The 17,606-nt window shown below is 35.8% G+C and carries 16 protein-coding genes; 8 read left to right on the forward strand and 8 right to left on the reverse strand.

The window, feature by feature from the left end; genetic code table 11:
• The first annotated feature begins 318 nt into the window (after nucleotides 1–318).
• The 4 genes from V7024_RS01770 (at nucleotide 319) to V7024_RS01785 (ending at nucleotide 3,812) form a co-directional block, all read left to right on the forward strand.
• Nucleotides 319–1,764, forward strand: coding sequence for an o-succinylbenzoate--CoA ligase (locus V7024_RS01770; protein WP_335514808.1), 1,446 nt, complete (start codon nucleotides 319–321; stop codon nucleotides 1,762–1,764).
• On the forward strand, nucleotides 1,765–2,871 hold the full coding sequence (menC, locus tag V7024_RS01775; protein ID WP_335514811.1) for an o-succinylbenzoate synthase: 1,107 nt from the start codon (nucleotides 1,765–1,767) through the stop codon (nucleotides 2,869–2,871).
• A 138-nt stretch (nucleotides 2,872–3,009) separates the two neighbouring features.
• On the forward strand, nucleotides 3,010–3,327 hold the full coding sequence (locus tag V7024_RS01780; RefSeq protein ID WP_335514861.1) for a nucleotidyltransferase family protein: 318 nt from the start codon (nucleotides 3,010–3,012) through the stop codon (nucleotides 3,325–3,327).
• Nucleotides 3,328–3,620: 293 nt separating this feature from the next.
• Nucleotides 3,621–3,812 carry a YjcZ family sporulation protein gene (locus V7024_RS01785; RefSeq protein WP_335514815.1) on the forward strand — a complete coding sequence of 64 codons (192 nt, stop codon included), beginning with the start codon at nucleotides 3,621–3,623 and terminating at the stop codon, nucleotides 3,810–3,812.
• A gap of 52 nt (nucleotides 3,813–3,864) precedes the next feature.
• Here the strand turns inward: V7024_RS01785 and V7024_RS01790 are convergent, their stop codons facing one another.
• From V7024_RS01790 to V7024_RS01815, 6 genes are all read right to left on the reverse strand, one after another.
• Entirely contained in the window at nucleotides 3,865–5,838 is a 1,974-nt protein-coding gene (locus V7024_RS01790; RefSeq protein ID WP_335514817.1) for an ABC transporter permease, read from the reverse strand.
• On the reverse strand, nucleotides 5,835–6,587 hold the full coding sequence (locus tag V7024_RS01795) for an ABC transporter ATP-binding protein (protein WP_335514821.1): 753 nt from the start codon (nucleotides 6,585–6,587) through the stop codon (nucleotides 5,835–5,837). The genes V7024_RS01790 and V7024_RS01795 overlap by 4 nt, the downstream gene beginning before the upstream one ends.
• Nucleotides 6,588–6,699: 112 nt before the next feature.
• The gene (locus V7024_RS01800) at nucleotides 6,700–8,670 is read right to left on the reverse strand and encodes an ABC transporter permease (RefSeq protein ID WP_335514824.1); all 1,971 of its coding nucleotides are present in this window, start codon (nucleotides 8,668–8,670) and stop codon (nucleotides 6,700–6,702) included.
• 260 nt (nucleotides 8,671–8,930) lie between these two features.
• The gene (locus V7024_RS01805) at nucleotides 8,931–9,941 is read right to left on the reverse strand and encodes a sensor histidine kinase (protein WP_335514827.1); all 1,011 of its coding nucleotides are present in this window, start codon (nucleotides 9,939–9,941) and stop codon (nucleotides 8,931–8,933) included.
• Between the two features lie 3 nt (nucleotides 9,942–9,944).
• Entirely contained in the window at nucleotides 9,945–10,640 is a 696-nt protein-coding gene (locus tag V7024_RS01810) for a response regulator transcription factor (RefSeq protein ID WP_335514831.1), read from the reverse strand.
• A gap of 195 nt (nucleotides 10,641–10,835) precedes the next feature.
• A complete protein-coding gene (locus tag V7024_RS01815) occupies nucleotides 10,836–11,039 on the reverse strand; it encodes a winged helix-turn-helix transcriptional regulator (RefSeq protein ID WP_335514834.1) in 204 nt (67 codons plus the stop codon).
• 366 nt (nucleotides 11,040–11,405) lie between these two features.
• Here V7024_RS01815 and V7024_RS01820 point away from each other — a divergent pair, with 366 nt between their 5' ends.
• Together V7024_RS01820 and V7024_RS01825 are read left to right on the forward strand one after the other, a co-directional pair.
• Nucleotides 11,406–12,176, forward strand: coding sequence for an ABC transporter ATP-binding protein (locus tag V7024_RS01820; protein ID WP_335514837.1), 771 nt, complete (start codon nucleotides 11,406–11,408; stop codon nucleotides 12,174–12,176).
• Nucleotides 12,163–14,109, forward strand: a complete 1,947-nt coding sequence (locus V7024_RS01825; RefSeq protein ID WP_335514839.1) for an ABC transporter permease — start codon at nucleotides 12,163–12,165, stop codon at nucleotides 14,107–14,109. Before V7024_RS01820 ends, V7024_RS01825 begins: the two co-directional genes overlap by 14 nt.
• Before the next feature lie 141 nt (nucleotides 14,110–14,250).
• On the opposite strand, the gene fliB is transcribed toward V7024_RS01825, so the two are convergent.
• On the reverse strand, nucleotides 14,251–15,498 hold the full coding sequence (gene fliB / locus V7024_RS01830; RefSeq protein WP_335514842.1) for a flagellin lysine-N-methylase: 1,248 nt from the start codon (nucleotides 15,496–15,498) through the stop codon (nucleotides 14,251–14,253).
• A gap of 236 nt (nucleotides 15,499–15,734) precedes the next feature.
• Nucleotides 15,735–16,265 (reverse strand): hypoxanthine phosphoribosyltransferase, encoded by a 531-nt coding sequence (gene hpt, locus V7024_RS01835; RefSeq protein WP_335514846.1) that lies wholly within the window; start codon nucleotides 16,263–16,265, stop codon nucleotides 15,735–15,737.
• A 199-nt stretch (nucleotides 16,266–16,464) separates the two neighbouring features.
• On the opposite strand from hpt, the gene V7024_RS01840 reads away from it, so the two are divergent.
• Together V7024_RS01840 and V7024_RS01845 are read left to right on the forward strand one after the other, a co-directional pair.
• Entirely contained in the window at nucleotides 16,465–16,809 is a 345-nt protein-coding gene (locus V7024_RS01840; protein ID WP_335514848.1) for a potassium channel family protein, read from the forward strand.
• Between the two features lie 359 nt (nucleotides 16,810–17,168).
• A complete protein-coding gene (locus V7024_RS01845; RefSeq protein WP_335514851.1) occupies nucleotides 17,169–17,489 on the forward strand; it encodes a hypothetical protein in 321 nt (106 codons plus the stop codon).
• Nucleotides 17,490–17,606: the final 117 nt, after the last annotated feature.

Here is a 17,606-nt window from a genome sequence, read left to right on the forward strand (position 1 = left end):
TTGTACATAGTTACGATTTGATATAAGCGCAAGAGAGAGATAAGATGGAAATAGCGTAAACTTAGTTATATAAATTCCTTTTCTGATATATAAGTTGATGCTGTGCAGAATACAACATAACCTGTACTTGCTTTCTCCTTTTGTTTTAAACTTTGCATGTGGCAGAAAAAGGCCCTGACCGTTTCTATGCATGGCCAGATGCTCTTGCCTGTTTAAAAAAGAGGGGGTTTTTTATGTTGTTTTTCAACTTATATAGGGGAAGAAAAAGAGTGATAAGAAGCGATGTTAATTTTCTATTTTGCGAAAGGAGAATACGGTATGGAGACAATGCCTAATTGGCTTATGCAACGTGCTTTTTTAACACCAGAGCGCACCGCAATTGAAACGAAGGAAAGTACGTATACGTTTTTGGAGCTTCATGAGAAAGTGCTTTTATGTTGTGAACATCTTGCTTATTTACAAGTGAAAAAGGGGACAAAAGTGGCTGTTCTGATGAAAAATGGTATGGAGATGGTGATTGCGATTCATGCTCTTTCTTATATAGGGGCAGTCGCTGTGTTGCTAAATACACGTCTTTCAAGAGAAGAGCTACTTTGGCAAATGGAGGACGCAGAGGTGTCTTGTTTGCTTACGAATGAAGAGTTTGATGGAGAGCAAGTGCCTGTATACTTATTTGCAGAGCTTGCAGGATTGCCGAAAGAACAGGTAACTGTGCAAAATGAGTTTATTTTAGAAGAGACGATGACGATTATTTATACGTCAGGTACGACAGGGAAACCAAAAGGCGTAATGCTTACGTACGGGAATCATTGGTGGAGTGCAGTTGGTTCTTCGCTAAATTTAGGGCTTCGTGATGATGATTGTTGGTTAGCGTGTTTACCGTTTTTCCACGTAGGTGGGTTATCGCTTTTGATGAAGAATATTATGTACGGTATGAGGGTATTACTTGTTCCGAAATATGATCTGGATTTTATTCATGAAGCGCTGCAAACGAGAGGCATAACGATGATTTCCGTCGTATCTAAAATGCTGACGGATTTATTAGAACGACTGCAAGAAGATACATATCCACCGTCTCTTCGCTGTGTATTGCTTGGCGGGGGGCCAGCCCCAAGACCACTTTTGGAAACGTGCGTCGCAAAAGGGATTCCCGTATATCAAACGTACGGTATGACCGAAACGTCTTCGCAAATTTGTACATTGGCTGCTGATTATATGTTAACGAAAGTTGGTTCAGCTGGAAAACCGTTATTCCCATGTCAAATTCGTATTGAGCAAGATGGAAGGGGAGCTAGTGTAGGAACTGCCGGGGAAATTGTTGTGAAGGGGCCGAATGTAACGAGTGGTTATTTTAAGCGTGAAGAGGCGACGAGAGGGAGTATTCACGATGGCTGGTTACATACAGGAGACATCGGCTACTTAGACGAAGATGGTTTTCTTTACGTGCTAGATCGCCGCAGTGATTTAATTATTTCTGGCGGAGAGAATATATACCCAGCGCAAATTGAGGAAGTCTTGCTTGCACATCCTGCTGTTTTAGAAGCGGGAGTTGTTGGAGTGAGTGATGAGAGATGGGGACAAGTTCCTATCGCATTTGTTGTGAAAGTAGAAGATGTAACGGCAGAGGAATTACTTGCTTTTTGCGCGGAGAAACTTGCACGGTATAAAGTGCCACAAGCGGTTCATTTTCTTTCTGATCTGCCGCGGGGTGCCTCCAAGAAATTACTGCGCCGTGAACTGCGGCAGCTTCTGGAGGAGATGTAAATGCATATAAAAAAAGCAATCCTTTATGTAACAGAAATGCCGCTCGTTATTCCGTTTGCAGCAAGTTATGGGACGTATGAAAAGCGTGAAAGTATTGTAATTGAATTAGTAGATGAAGAAGGGCGAAGCGGCTGGGGGGAAGTCGTTGCTTTTTCAGAACCGTGGTATACAGAAGAAACAGTCGTAACAGCGTTTCATATGCTGCAAGACGGTTTGTTGCCAGTACTATTTGAGCAGAAGCTTTCTCATCCTTCTGATGTTACGTCTCTTTTTCAGCATATAAAGCGCAACAATATGGCGAAAGCAGGAATTGAGGGCGCATTATGGGATTTGTATGCAAAGCGTGAGAATCAATCGCTTGCTGCGCTGCTTGGCGGTGTAAAACAGGAAATTGAAGTCGGTGTCGTGATTGGTCTTGATACAATTCCTAATATGTTAAAACGAATTGAAACGTACGCTGAAGAAGGGTATAAACGTTTTAAAGTGAAAATTAAACCAGACAATGACTATGCTTTGCTTTCCGAAATTCGCGGAGCGTTTCCGGCGATTCCACTGATGGCAGATGCTAATTCTGCCTATACATTGGCGGATGTGAGGCAGTTACAAAGGTTGGACGAATTTCATTTAATGATGATTGAACAGCCGTTAGCAGATAACGATTTTCTTGATCATGCTCGTTTGCAGCAGCAAATGGAAACGCCCATTTGCCTAGATGAAAGCATTCATTGTTTAGAAGATGCAAGGGTTGCCATACTACTTGGAAGTTGCCGTATCATCAACATTAAACCTGGACGAGTTGGTGGATTAACAGAATCGATTCGCATTCATGATTATTGTCAGCAGCAACGCATTCCTGTTTGGTGCGGAGGTATGGTAGAAATGGGGATTTCTAGGGCGCAAAATATTGCACTCGCATCGCTTCCAAACTTTACAATTCCCGGTGATATTTCCGCTTCTAGCAGGCATTGGAAGCAAGATATTATCTTGCCGGAAGTAACACTACAAAACGGAAAAATTGTCGTTCCTGAGCAAGCGGGGTTTGGCTATGATATAAACCGGGCAAGACTAGAAGAGATAACGAAACAATGTATTGTATGTGAGAGGTGAACAGATGCAAAAGCATGAACAAGTGCTGCGTCATATACAAAATCGTTTATCCCGCATTAACGGGCAGTAAGACCCCCACCTCAAGATTCAGAGAGAAGCGAAGAAGTTAGGTGGGGGACAACTGCCCGTAAAAGCCCGATTGGTTTAACTAACCATCAGTGTGGGGAAAAACGCCCCACTGATGGAAGTTTCACTTTATTAGAAACACCGTTTGTAAAAGTAGCGTATATTTTCGGATCTCATGCAAGAAAAGAAGCGACGCTTTCTTCAGATTATGATATAGCGATTGAGACAACGCATATTTCAGTAAGTGCTTTTCAATGGCTTTGGTTTCAGTTAGCGGAAGAACTGAACGGAGTGGGAAAAGTAGATGTGGTACATTTAAATACATTGCCTAGTGGCGAATTGAAGCGCCATATTTTACGAGAAGGTCGGTTATTTGCGCAGCGGATATAAAGAGTTTGAAAGAGAAAGAGGCTCTCCTTTATACAGAAAGGATGAGCCTTTTTCGTTACTAAATATCTTTATATATCCTGTTCATGAAATTTTGTACTCTGCGTATATAGTTATTTCGGTCTACTAATAAGTAACGCAATGGTATGGTAAACGATAATTAAAACCTCATTTGAAACAAGCCTGTTTTTAAAAAGACCAAGCTTCTTATTTCCATCCGAAACATAGGATAAATGGAATCCACTGAAAGGATCCGATAAAGAAGAAGGATTTTTTAATAAAGGAGGAAAAGAGGAATGGGTGAAAGTTGTGAACACGATCATGGACACGGGTTTCGTCATCACGGCAATGGCTTTGCGCTTGTAATCGTATTGTTTATTTTATTAATCATCATTGGTGCTGCCTGCTTCTGTGGCGGTGGCGGTGGTGGCTACGGTGGTTATGGTGGCGGTCCTGGCTACGGTTACGGTGGTGGCTTTTGTTGCTAATAAGTTAAAAACTATTGGAAATAGCCTTGTGCTCTGCACAAGGCTATTTTATTTACAGTTTAATATGTCGTGACAATTTTTGAATATAAAATGAGCGTATAAAGAAAAAGAAAATAATTTCAATTATGCCAAAGAGACTTAATATGCGCAGTTCTTCTTTTAATAACGAGAAAGAGAACATACTTTGTAAAAATTTAATTGCAAATATTGTATGAATACAAGCAATCACATAAGGAACGAAAAATAGGATTGCTAATTGAATCGTGGCCGAACGTATCATTTCGGATTTTGTTAAGCCGATTTTTGTAATGGTCTTATATTTCTCTGTTTCACTAGTAAGATCAGTATACATACGGAAATACAAAACACTTCCCGCGCCCATTAAGAAAATAATGCAAAGAAATGTACCGATAAAGAAGTTTGCAATGTTCTCACGCTTGTCGGAATATAATTCATCACTAGATGTGAAAATTTGAAAAAGGACCTTCTCATCCTTCTCTTTTTGTTGATCAGTATGTGACTTTGCATCTTCTGTAGTCATACGCAAAATACGCTTTGTGAGCGGCAATGTATTTTCCCAATCATCGACTTGAAAATTATAAAACTTCATAGGTTCGAGATGAGGAATTTCGTTTTCGACAACGTAATCTTGCAGTACGATCAAGTATGCATTAGCAGCCTCCGGTATAATTGGATTGTTGGCTATTTCTTTTATATGAAATTCCTTTTTATTAGATTGTAACGTAATCGTTGTTTGTGTACTAAAAGGATTTGTTAATAGTTCTAATGGTACCGGTGAATATCTTGGAACTATATATGTTTCCTTTTCTGCTAATTGAATTTGAGGACGGTTTAGCAATTGAGCAAGACTATTATAGTCACTTTGCTTCATAATCCAAATGTCTTCATTAGCAGCTCTATCTTTATAAATAATTGTTTTATGCTTTTGGTAAGTAAATTTGTCCGTCTGTAATTCTTTTTCCAATGCTTCCATATGCTTTGTTTCTAATTGATTTCCTTCATGAGATACGTAAGCAAATGGAAAAGGAAATGCTTCTTCTATAGAAGCCCTTGTGTATTTATTAAAAGCATATAACGGTGTAATAATTGTAAAAGCAATTGTAGATAGTATCGTTACAACAAAAAGCATATTAATATTGATGCGGACCCTCGATGGTAGGTCAGATATCCAGAGCATATTTGTTTTTTTCATATAAAAGCGTCGTCGGTTTTTTAATATTTGAATGAAAAGAAAGCTCGCCTGTGAAAATAGAAAATATGTCCCAACTGTAACGAGAGGGATAATAGATAAAATAATAAGCAAACCCGTTCCGTTTGTTAAGTTTTTTTCTGTTATATAACTTTCTGGATAGGTCGCAAAAATATAACCAGAAAGTAAACATAGTAAACTAAAAATTGAAATGACAATAGAAGGCAACGTCTCTTTCTTCTTGCGCATTTCCCCTTTTATAAGATAGATGGCTTTCTGTGTACGGATTAAAGCAGGTGTAAAGAGCGATACACTAATAAAAAGTAAAAGAAATGTTTTTATCGTTATCCAAATTGCTTTTGAAGGCCAATATAAATAAAGGCCGTTAACACCAGAAATTTTTGATGTAATTAATAAGAAAAAATTAGAAAATACAAGACCGGCTTGAAGGCCAATACAAATAGCAAGAATCCCAATAATCATATTTTCTAAAAAAATAAGCCATTTCATTTGTCTGTTTGAAATACCTAAAATGGTTAAAATGCCAAACTGTTTTTGACGAACTCTTAAAAATGTTCCAATCGAGTACAATAAAAAGAATAGAGAAAACAGTATAATTACCACTTGAGTAAACCCGATTAAAGTGAGAAAAGGTCCTGTTTCGTTAAAACTTTTTACATTTTGCAAACGTGGATGATACCGATACACAGCGAATGAAAAGAACACCGTAATAGAAAATGAACTGCTTAAAAAATAAGCAAAGTAAGCTCTTGAGTTGCGAACGACATTCTTTAAAGCAAACTGCCAAAAATTCATCCACGTCTTCCTCCTAGTAATGCTAATACATCTAATATTTCTTGATAAAACTTTTCACGGTGCAAGCCACGGTGCAGTTCATTATAAAGCTCACCGTCTTTAATAAAAATGACGCGGTTGCAATAACTAGCAGCAAATGGATCATGTGTCACCGTTAAAATTGTTGATTGTTCTTCTTTGTTTAACTTCGTAAATAACTCCATTACATCAATTGCAGCTTTCGAATCTAAGTTTCCTGTTGGCTCATCGGCAAGTAGTAACGAAGGTTTATGGATAACCGCACGGGCTACTGCTGTGCGCTGTGCTTGTCCTCCGGAAACTTCAAAAATTCGTTTATTTAAAATATGATCGATACCGAGTTTTCTTGAAATGGTTTCTAGTTTTTCGTCCATTTCAGAAAGCGAGACATTATCTAAAGTTAAAGGCAAAACGATGTTTTCGCCAATTGTTAATGTATCTAATAAATTAAAGCTTTGAAATACAAACCCTAATTCTTGTCGCCGAAAGATCGCTAACTTTTCGCTACGAAATGTATGAGGCTGTTTTCCGTTAATAAAGACTTCGCCTGCTGTAGGAGAATCAATGGTCGAAATCACATTTAATAAAGTTGATTTCCCGCTTCCTGACGGACCCATAATCGCAACGAATTCCCCTTTATCTACATGTAAATTAATATTTTTTAAAGCAGTATGAGGAACCTTCCCCTCATACACTTTCGATACATTTTGAATATGCAGTACTTCTTCCATATACCAGTCACCTTTCTAATGTTATAAATCCATTTTCATTTTTTAACATATAAGTCACTGCTATGCATTGACAGAGGCTCTTGTTTTTGTATTTGTATATTCGCATTTTCTTTTATAGTTTAATATGCTGGGACAACTTTTGCATATATAATGAACGAATTAAAAGGAAAAAGAGAATTTCAACTGTTCCAAAAATGATAAGAACAACACTAACTTCAGTAAACAAGGATAGTTTTATTACACCTTTCCACATTTTTGCGGCAAACATCGTATGGATGGAAGCCATTACATATGGAACGAAAAACAAGATGGCAAGCTGAATGGTAGCCGACCGCTTCATTTCTGATTCTGTTAAGCCAATTTTTGTAATCGCAATATATTTGTCTTGTTCATTCGTTAAATCCGTATACATACGGAAGTAAAGCACGCTTCCAGCCCCTATAAAGAAGATAATACCAAGGAACGTCCCAATAAAGAAAAAGGAAGCATTTTGTAGTTTCGTTTCATAGAGTTGATTACTTCCTTCAAAAGCTTCATATAAACGTTCTTCAGAATGAATTTGTTTGCGATCCGCCTCAAGTTTTTGGATGAATGCGGCTGCGATTGTATGTGTATTTTCCCAATTTTGTACTTGGAAATTGTATAACGTCATATGTTTCATAGTGTGTGATAGCGATTGTACCGTATTGTCGGATAAGACGAGTACATTTGAAACAATTCCAGAGGGTATCACATTTTTATCCCCAATACCTTGCACGTGTAATTTTAAGGAATTTGGCGAAAGGATAACCGACTGCTTTTGGTGCGGTGATTCCCATTTACCAAACATAATTTGATAAGCGTACCCTGGTAGTATATACGTTTCATCATCTTTTAAGAAAACCTTGTTACGATGTAGTTTAGTAGCTAACTGATTATAATCACTTTGTTTTAATATATACACTTCATCTCGATAGAGAAAATCTGGACTTTCTTGTAATGATACACCGTATAAGTCTACTTTTATTTTGTTGTATTTAAATTTCTCATCTCTTAGCTGCTTTTCTAACCAGTCGATATGTTGCGAAGCGATTGGATTCGTATCATAAGAAAGATATGCAAATGGGAATGGGTAATCTTTCACAATTTGCTCCTTTGTAAATTTCCCAAATCCATATATAAAGGAAATCATAGTAAAGGCGAGAGTGGACAACATTGTTACGACAAAGAGCATATTAATATTTGTACGAATACGATTTGCTAAGTCAGAAATCCACAGCATATTAATTCGTTTCATATAAAACTTCCGTCTTCTTTTCAATAAATGAATGAGCAGAAAGCTAGTTTGTGAAAAGAAAAAGTACGTTCCAACGGCCACAAGTGTTGGAATGACAAAAATACTAGAGACAATATATAGGATACCAATAATATCACCTAGCGATATAAAGTACTTTGGACATCCTGCTAGTGTATATCCAGAAAGTAAGCATGAAATGCCAAACAAGGAAACGATTATGGATGGTTTCTTTTCTTTTTGATATATCTTTCCTTCTTTTAAAAGACGTACCGCTCTCCTTGTTCGAATTAAAACAGGTGTGAAAGCGGATACGAAGATAAAGAGTCCAAGAAATGTTAATGTTGTTAACAGAATTGCGCCTTTTGGAAAATATAAATATAATCCAGGCATGTGCGTAATTTTCGCTGTAACTAATAAGAAAAGTTGTGAAAACACAATCCCAATTTGAATTCCGGCAAAAATGGAAAGAAGTCCAATTAACATATTCTCAATGAAAATGAGTCGTTTTAATTGCTTTTTTGATATACCTAAAACAGTTAAAACGCCAAATTGCTTTTTTCGAACTTTTAAAAATGTACCAGTAGAATACAGTAAAAAGAAAAATGAAAAGAATACAATAACAGCCTCAGATATCCCCATTAAGGTGTCGATACCGGAAGTTGTGTCAGCATTTTGCAAACGAGGATGAAATAAATACACGGCAAATGAAAAGAAAATTGCAATGGAAAAGGAACTGCTTAAAAAGTAGGCAAAATAAGCGCGTGAGTTACGCGTTACGTTCTTAAATGCAAATTGCCAAAATGTCATATTTTTATCCTCTCAGTCTTAAAATCATTCTTATATGTTGCAAAAGTGTATGAGGAATCCTTTCCTCATACACTTTGTTATAAAGCTATATAAATTTATTTCTATGCAAATCAAAAAATGACCGCTACTTGCTTTCTCCCTTTGTTTGAACTTCGCATGTGGCAGAAAAAGGCCCTGACTGCTTCTATGCACGGCCAGATGCTCTCGCCCATCAAAAAAGAAAAGGTTTTTATGTCAGTTTTTTAATTTGGATATATAAGTTAATCTGCATGTTCATCTGTTTTGTTTAGGGCGGCATTATGGAAAATGATTTTGATACTTGTCCCTTTGCCAACTTCAGAGTCTAGCTTGACAGAATGGCCTAAATAAGAGCAAATTTTACTCACAATATATAAGCCCATACCAGTAGACTCTCCAAATGTTCGTCCATTTTTTCCTGTATAAAATGGTTCGAACACACGGCGAATATCTTCTTGCGGAATACCGACACCTTCATCGCGCACTTCTAAAATAATATCTTTCCCGTTTTGAATAGAGGATAAGAATACTTTTTTTCCTCTCTCGCCTGAATACCGAACCGCATTTGTCATTAACTGATAAATAATGAACTTTAGCCATTTTGCATCAGAAGGAACCATTAAATCAGAGTGTACTTCTAAAACAGGAAAGACACCGTTTCGAATAAACAACTCTTTTAAGCTATTTATATTCTTTGTGACTGCGTCTTTTAATGAAATAGTTTCCACATGAAAGTCTTCATGGAAATTATTTAACCGTGCCATATATAATGCCATATCTAGTCCTTGGTTTAATTTTTCAAGCTCTTGTTTAAATTTTGGAATTAGATGCTCATCTTCCATTTCAAGCACCATTAACTGCATAATAGAAACGGGCGTTTTCATTTGATGTACCCATTGGTTAATAAACATTTGATGTTCTTGTTGTTTTACTTCATATGCTTGCAAGTCTTTTTGAAACAGACGATATTGTGTACGAACAAGCTCATTTACGCCATGCGGCATAGGAGCGGTTGCTCGCTCAATAAACGCATCTTCTATTTTGTCAGGCAGCTCACTTAGTCGTTTATATAATCTACGATTTCGAACGTAGCGATAAGCGAGAAAACAAATGAATAGATACATACTTAGCACAATAAAATAAAATTTATTGTTTTTAAATCCATCAACGGCATCATACAAAACGAAGATGATAGCAAAGTTTAAAATATAAAGAAGAAAAAAGCCAATATGATCACGTAAAAATAACTTCATTCTCTATTCACTCCAAGTTGCATTTAACCGATAGCCGAGGCCGCGTACAGTCTCAATCGCATTTTCAATTCCAAGCTCAGTGAACTTTTTACGAAGACGCGTAATATTTACGTTTAATGTATTTTCCTCAACAAAACTTTCATCATCCCAAAGTGCAGATAGCAAATCTTCTCTGTTGGCTGTACGAGGATGTTTAGCAAGAAGCATCTCTGCTAAAATGGCCTCTTTTTTTGTGAGCAATACGTGCTCATTTTTATAGTGAAGCTCTGGGCGTTCAGGATATAGTTTTAATCCTTCCACTTCAACGATGCGTTCGGTCATACTCGGCGCATAGTCACCGTAGATGCGACGTAATTGCCCTTTAATTTTCGCCATTACAACATCATAATGAAACGGTTTAGTAATATAATCATCAGCACCGCTTTCAATCGCCATAATTTGCTCCATTTCACCAGCGCGAGCAGAAATGAAAACAATTGGACAAGTAGATTCATGACGAATTTGACGGCACCAGTAGAAACCATCAAACTTCGGTAAATTTACATCTAATAAAACAAGATGTGGTTTTGTATGATGAAAAGAAGCCATAATATCATCAAAGTTATCTGCCACAACTGCCTCGTAACCGTATTTTTGAATATGAGATTGCAGTAAAGATGAAATACTTGGATCGTCTTCTACAATTAAAATCTTGTACATGAGTACATGCCTCCTCTAACTTTGTGTATATATAGTGTAACATGTGTTTTCTTTGTTTTCATTATGTCAATCCTCATTATATATACAAGTTAAAAAAACGTCATAAAAAACCTTCTTCCTTTTAGGAGGAGCGAGACATTTCAGCGACTTAAATGTTGAAAAATTTAAAAGGATAGGGAGTAGCTTTCCTTGTTTTTATATATGTTGTTTCGCGTTTTTTCGCCAATTCCTCAATCCTTCATCATGACATAACACACACTTAAAATGATTTTTATCCATATGTGTAAGTCTCCAATCGTAAATCCTTTCGAGTAAAGGAATAAGAGAGGATGCTTTTTTCATTAAAGAATATTCAACGTGAGGAGGAACTTCTAGATAAATAGTTCTTTCAATATGCATAGATAAAACATATTATTTTATAATAATTATTTTAGGTAGTGGTTATAATCTAGACTTTGTATAAGTGATTTATTTACTATAGTTTATTTGAATGAAAATAGAATTTATGAGAACAGATCGAAAGAAAAATCCGTTATTCCACTTGGTGATAGCGGTTTTTAAACCTTACAGAAATGTAAGGTTTATGTAAGAGAAATAGATAGCCCGTTATTATGGTAAATGGTATAGTAACAAGGTGATTTGGAAAAGAATTCTAATATAATTTTTTATAGAGATAAGGTTTCTTATATAACAATTCTAATTGTGTAAGGAAGTGTAATCGTGGCAACAGTAATGATGAGATAGGATAAAGTGAGGGATATCGTAATGAAGACAGTACTAGAAGCGAGGGGTATTCGAAAAGTATATGATACTGGTGGAAATACATATGAAGCATTAAATGACATTAACTTACAAGTGAAGGAAGGCGAGTTTGTTGGAATTATGGGGCCGTCTGGATCGGGGAAAACAACGTTATTAAATGTTCTTTCTACAATTGATCATGTAACGAGCGGTGAAGTTTTAATTGATGGAAATGACATTGTGAAAATGACTGATGATAAATTAGCATTGTTCCGTCGTGATCACTTAGGATTCATTTTCCAAGATTATAATTTATTAGATACGTTAACAGTACAAGAAAATATTGCGCTTCCACTTGCACTATCAAAAGTAAAGGCAAGTGAAATTGACCGTCTAGTTCTTGAAATCGCGAAAAAATTCGGTATTGATCATATTTTAGATCAATATCCATACCAAATATCTGGTGGACAAAAGCAGCGTTGTGCAGCTTCTCGTGCGATTGTTACAAATCCAAGTGTGATTTTCGGGGACGAGCCAACGGGTGCGCTAGATTCTAAGTCTGCAACTGATTTATTGGAGAGTTTGAAAGCATTAAATGAATATGACCAATCGACAATTTTGATGGTTACGCATGATGCACTTGCCGCAAGTTATTGTAAGCGCGTTATTTTTATTAAAGATGGTGAGTTATTTAAAGAATTGCACAAAGGAGAATTAACACGTAAGCAATTTTTGGGGCGGGTATTAGACGTAATGTCTACAATCTCTGGAGGTGCAGTAGATGACGTTATCTAGTATTGCCTTTCGTAATATAAAGCGTAACTTTAAAGATTATGCTTTATATTTTATGTCGATGATTTTTAGTATCGTCATCTATTTTACATTTGCATCACTTCAATATAATACGCAAATGGCAAAAGCAGCGGAAGGGTCAAAGAAAATTAGCGGGGCATTTCAAGTTTCTAGTGTGATGCTCATTATTTTCGTAGCGATATTTATTATTTATTCCAACAGTTTTTTTACACGTAAACGAAAAAAAGAAGTTGGTTTATATTCTTTACTCGGCATTCGTAAACGTCAAATTGGGAAAATGCTGTTTTACGAAAATATGTTAGTGGGATTCATGTCTCTAGTAATTGGGATCGTAATTGGTAGCGCACTGTCTAAGTTATTTCTTGAGTTACTAGTAGACTTAATGGGACTCGATTTACAAGTTCATTTTGAGGTGCCGCTAGCGGCAATTATTGATACAACAGTTGTTTTCTTTGTCATTATTCTATACACGTCATTGCAAGGATATCGTCTAATTTACCGCTTTAAACTGATTGAACTCTTTCGCGCTGAACGTGAAGGAGAAGGAATGCCGAAAGAATCGATTATTATCGCATGTATCGCTATATTCTTAATTGGTTCTGGGTATTTCTTATCACTTCTGTTTACGAAAGTTATTAAATATGCAGACTTCATGATCATCGCATTTTATATTTTATTTGCGACCGTACTTGGTACGTATTTATTATTTAAGTTCTTTACAGTTGTTGTTTTAAGAAGAGCTAGGAATCATAAATCATCCTTTTATAATGGAATGAATATGGTAACAACATCGCAGCTTTTATACCGCATTAAAGGAAATGCAAAATCTTTAGCGACAATTGCTATTTTGAGCGCGGTAACATTAACAGCTGTTGGTACATCTGTTACGACGTATTATAATACATTTACTCAGGCGAAAGATCTTGCCCCGTATAGTTTTTCTTATGAGAAAAAAGATGCCGCTTTCGAACAAAAGGTGAATACAATCTTCGCAGAAGAGAAGAAACATAATCCGATTACGGTGCAGCTTGAAATTGAAATGGTGCCGGTGAAAGGGAAATTCACAGGCGAAAAAACAGATATAAGTATGAATTCTCATTATATAATGACAGAACGATATCAACTTGTGTCGCAATCTGCCTTCAATATAATTGCGAAAAAAATGGATGTGGATGCGGTAAGTTTAACTGCTAGAGAAGCATTTGTATTTGATGGTATGTATATCGAAGGATACGAGTTTAGTACAGCATATAAAGGAAACAAAGCAGTGTTTTCTATTGGGAATGAAACGAAGGCATTAACAATTAAAGATGCTGAAGGTCTTAATGTTACGAATTTAGGAGAATTAGTTGTTGTTGTGCCAGATGACGTATATGAGCAAGCGAAAAAGACAGTTGGAACAAGAGTTGTTAAAAATATTAATGTGAAAAATGAGAAAGACAGTAAAGTATTAACAGAGAAGCTAGTAAAGACTATGCCGAGAGAGTCTGAAGCTGCACCGGTCTTTAGAGATTTCTATACCGGGTTTAAAGGCGGAATGGAAGCAACGGGTATGATGATGTTCATCGGTGTTTTCTTAGGGCTTGTATTCTTACTTGCGACAGGATCCATCATTTACTTTAAACAGTTAACGGAAGCAAATGCAGACCGTGATCGTTACGTCGTACTTCGTAAAATTGGAGTAACAAAGCAAGAAATGAAGAAGGCGATCGCCAAACAAATCTTCTTTATTTTTGCGATTCCATTGGTAGTTGGAATTTTGCATAGCTTATTTGCACTAAAAGGATTATCCAACTTATTGCCGTTTGAAATTTTCATTCCGTTATTAATGAGTATTGGCGTGTACAGTGTGATTTATATTGGTTATTACTTCTTAACGGTTCGTTCTTATTTTAAGATTGTAGCTGGGGAGTAGTAAAAACTCCCGCAAATCAGTCTAACTATATTATCCTTTCTAAAATATAAGCCCCTACTNNAGTAGGGGCTTATATTTTATAGATAATGCTGACATAAATCAAAGTTTTCTTCTGTTGGCTGTTTTATTCAGATCTCCTGCCTAATTCTTTATTAAAATTGCCATATAAGGCATTGTTGTAAATTCATTTTCTTTCAGTAAATTGAGTACCCTTTTTAGAAAAACAGTGTTATGTTCAACTGTTTTTGCGAAAGATTGGATAAGTTTGATGACTAAATCTGTCGTTAATCCTTCATGAAAGCCTGCCATACCAATTAAATGAAGTTTTATCATTGAATAGTGAATGACTAGCATTACATAATCATCGAAAAGTGTTTTTTGTCCAAACGGGAACAAGTTTTTAAATATATAATTGACTAGGTAGTTTTCTAAAATGTACTCATGTTCTGTCATAAATGGTTCGTAAAATTCTTCATAGGCCTTTTTATAGTGCTCTGTAAGTTCTTCAATAGTTGCTTCTTTTGTATATTGAATACCTTTTGACATCTCATCTAAACAGTCGCGGTATCGTTGGCTTGGGATAGAGTGGTTAGTACGATAACCCACTAAATCTTTACACAATGCCATTTGCACAGATAACTGAGTAGGTATTTTGTCAAGTGACTCTTTCATTCCTTGATTAGACATCCAATCAGTGAAATTAGCAATGACATTTGGAATTGCATGAACATCACCTTGATCGATGTGTTTCTGTACATTTTGATAGAACATTCCTAAAATGATAAGACGCTCTGCTAACGTATAAGATCGGTCTTGAATAACTTGAATAGAAAAAACACGTAATTCCCAAAAATATTTTTTTGGTGTATTATCCACTTTCATGCCATCTGTTTTTAACTGGTTTGTAATGGATCCAGGAGTACTAGCTGGTTCTTCAATCTCAGCAAAATCAATGCCATTTGGATTCAAAAGGGCTAAACGTGCAGCTTCAGGACATGACATAGTGGCTGATTTCTCAATTACACCGTTAATACTATTAATAGAGCGAGGGTAGGTTGTACAAGTATTAGATAAATACTCTTCTCCTAATTTTAATTGAACCTTGCAAAGATTCTCTTCAGATAGGAAGGAACATCTTCCTCCATCCTCCATTTTAATTTTAGCATAAGACGAAGAAGATGGATTTGAACGTTGTCTTGTTACCTTATTCTTGAAAAGTGGCTTTAATTCTAAATCACGAGATTTTTTGTATTTTTTATAAGTATCTTCATCAACTGTCACTTTCCATCCAATGCAACAAGAATCTTCACACTCTGATCCTATACAAGAGAATTGTTGCATATACTGGGGAGCAAGTAGCTGTCTATTTTTTGTGTTATTAAGTGTCATAGTACACGTCTCCTTAGCTAATATTACAATGGATTTTTTGTTATGTATAAATTGTATATTAAGGAATATAGATTATCAATATTAGATTGAATCAATATTTTGGACATGAGAAAGTTACATCTAAGATACTTCCTTAGCTTAAAAAGGAACAGCTCTTATTTATATGTGTAAAAAAACGAGGCTACCCAAAACTGAACCTTTTGGGACAACCTCGCTTTTTGTTAAGTATAATTATATTATTTATCTGTTGCAACTGATGCAATATACGGTAAGTTGCGATATTTCTCAGCACAGTCAATGCCGTAGCCAACGATGAATTCATCTGGGATCACAAAGCCAACATATTCCGCAGTTAAATCAACTTTACGACGTTCTGGTTTATCAAGAAGCGTACAGAATTTTAACGTTTTTGGTTGATGCATCAAGAAATGGTCTTTTAAGAAGTGAAGTGTTAAACCAGAATCGATAATATCTTCTACTACGATTACGTTTTTACCAGTAATATTTACATCGATATCTTTTAGTAACTTCACTTTTCCAGTTGTTGTTGTTTGGTTTCCATAGCTAGATGCAGAAATGAAGTCAATTGTTACCTCATTTTTAATATGGCGAATTAAATCTGCTGCAAATACGAAAGAACCTTTTAATACAGCAATAACAAAAATTTCTTCTCCTTCAAAATCACGTTCAATTTGCAGTGCTAATTCTTTTACTTTTTCTTGCAGCTGTTCTTGTGAGATTAAAGTATCTTTTATTTGAATATCCATTGAAAGCCTCCTACATTGTCAAACTTATGAACAGTTTGACTGTAAAGGATTGAGGAGGAAAAGTCAAAGAAGAGAGTATTTGCTTTAAATGATAGAAAAATTAGCATGTTCTCTAAAGGAGAAGTGCTCCTTTTTTTATATACAGAAAAATGATAGACTTTCCATTGACTAAATGCATTGAATAGAAAAGGAGAGTCATATGATTTCATTTTTACTCACTTTAAAGCGAATGTTAGAAGCGTTTTGTAGAGCGTGGAAAGATAAAGAATTCCAAGTATTATTCGTATTAACAGCTGGAACGCTTCTATTAGGAACTATTTTTTATAGTACTGTAGAAAAGATGCGTGTAATTGATGCTTTATATTTTAGTGTTGTTACATTAACGACAGTTGGGTACGGGGACTTTAGTCTACAAACAGACTTCGGAAAGATCTTTACTATCTTTTATATTTTCGTTGGACTTGGTTTAGTAGCAGGTTTCATTCGTAAACTAGCAATAAATATTCAATTGCCAGATCGATTAGCGAGGCGAAATAAAGAGTAAGAATATATACATGTAAAAAAACGACATAAAACCTCTTTTCTTTTTAGATGGGCGAGAGCAACTGGCCTGAATAGAAGCGATCAGTGCCTGTTCCTGCCACGTGCGAGGCTTAAAACAAAGGGAGAAAGCAAGTAGCGGTTACGTTGTATTCTGCATAGCAGCAATTTATATGTGATGGCAAGTGGAATTTTTATATTTGTATATCCCTATTGAATATTATAATCCTTACAAAAATGTAAGGTTTTTTGTAAGGTTAATCGATAGTTTAGCAGCATTGTTTTGAATAAACTTATTTATGTAAGGCACACACATTTTAGGGAAATAAGACGTTAGGCACTACAACTGAAAGGAGAAAGAGAATGGAGAAGCGCTCAGCGGCTCTTGCTTTATTATTAGAGAATGATGCGATTATGTTAGCTAATAATAAGGATTGTACAACTGTAATTGATCGGCGAGAAATACCAGTAGATTCACGCGATAAAATAGTATGGTACAAATGGAATGAGAACTACAAAGAGAATATAAATGAGCAATATCACATAGGGTATGATGTGCATAGAGTTGTTTTATGGAATGAGATGAAATCTTGGATTCATAAGCAAGACGGTAAGAATAATTTTAGCAGCTGCGCACTCCATTCTCTTTCTCCTGAAATGGTAAGAAACAGAGAGTCACATTAGGAAAGTAACTTGGAAAACTGAGACACAAAAAAGATTGCTTAAACAGCAATCTTTTTTTATTTGGTAACTACTCAGTTACTTTATGAAAAAAAGGCAGAAAAGCATTTTTTTAAATGG

The organism is Bacillus sp. JJ864 (assembly GCF_036963045.1).
GTDB lineage: Bacteria > Bacillota > Bacilli > Bacillales > Bacillaceae_G > Bacillus_A > Bacillus_A pseudomycoides_C.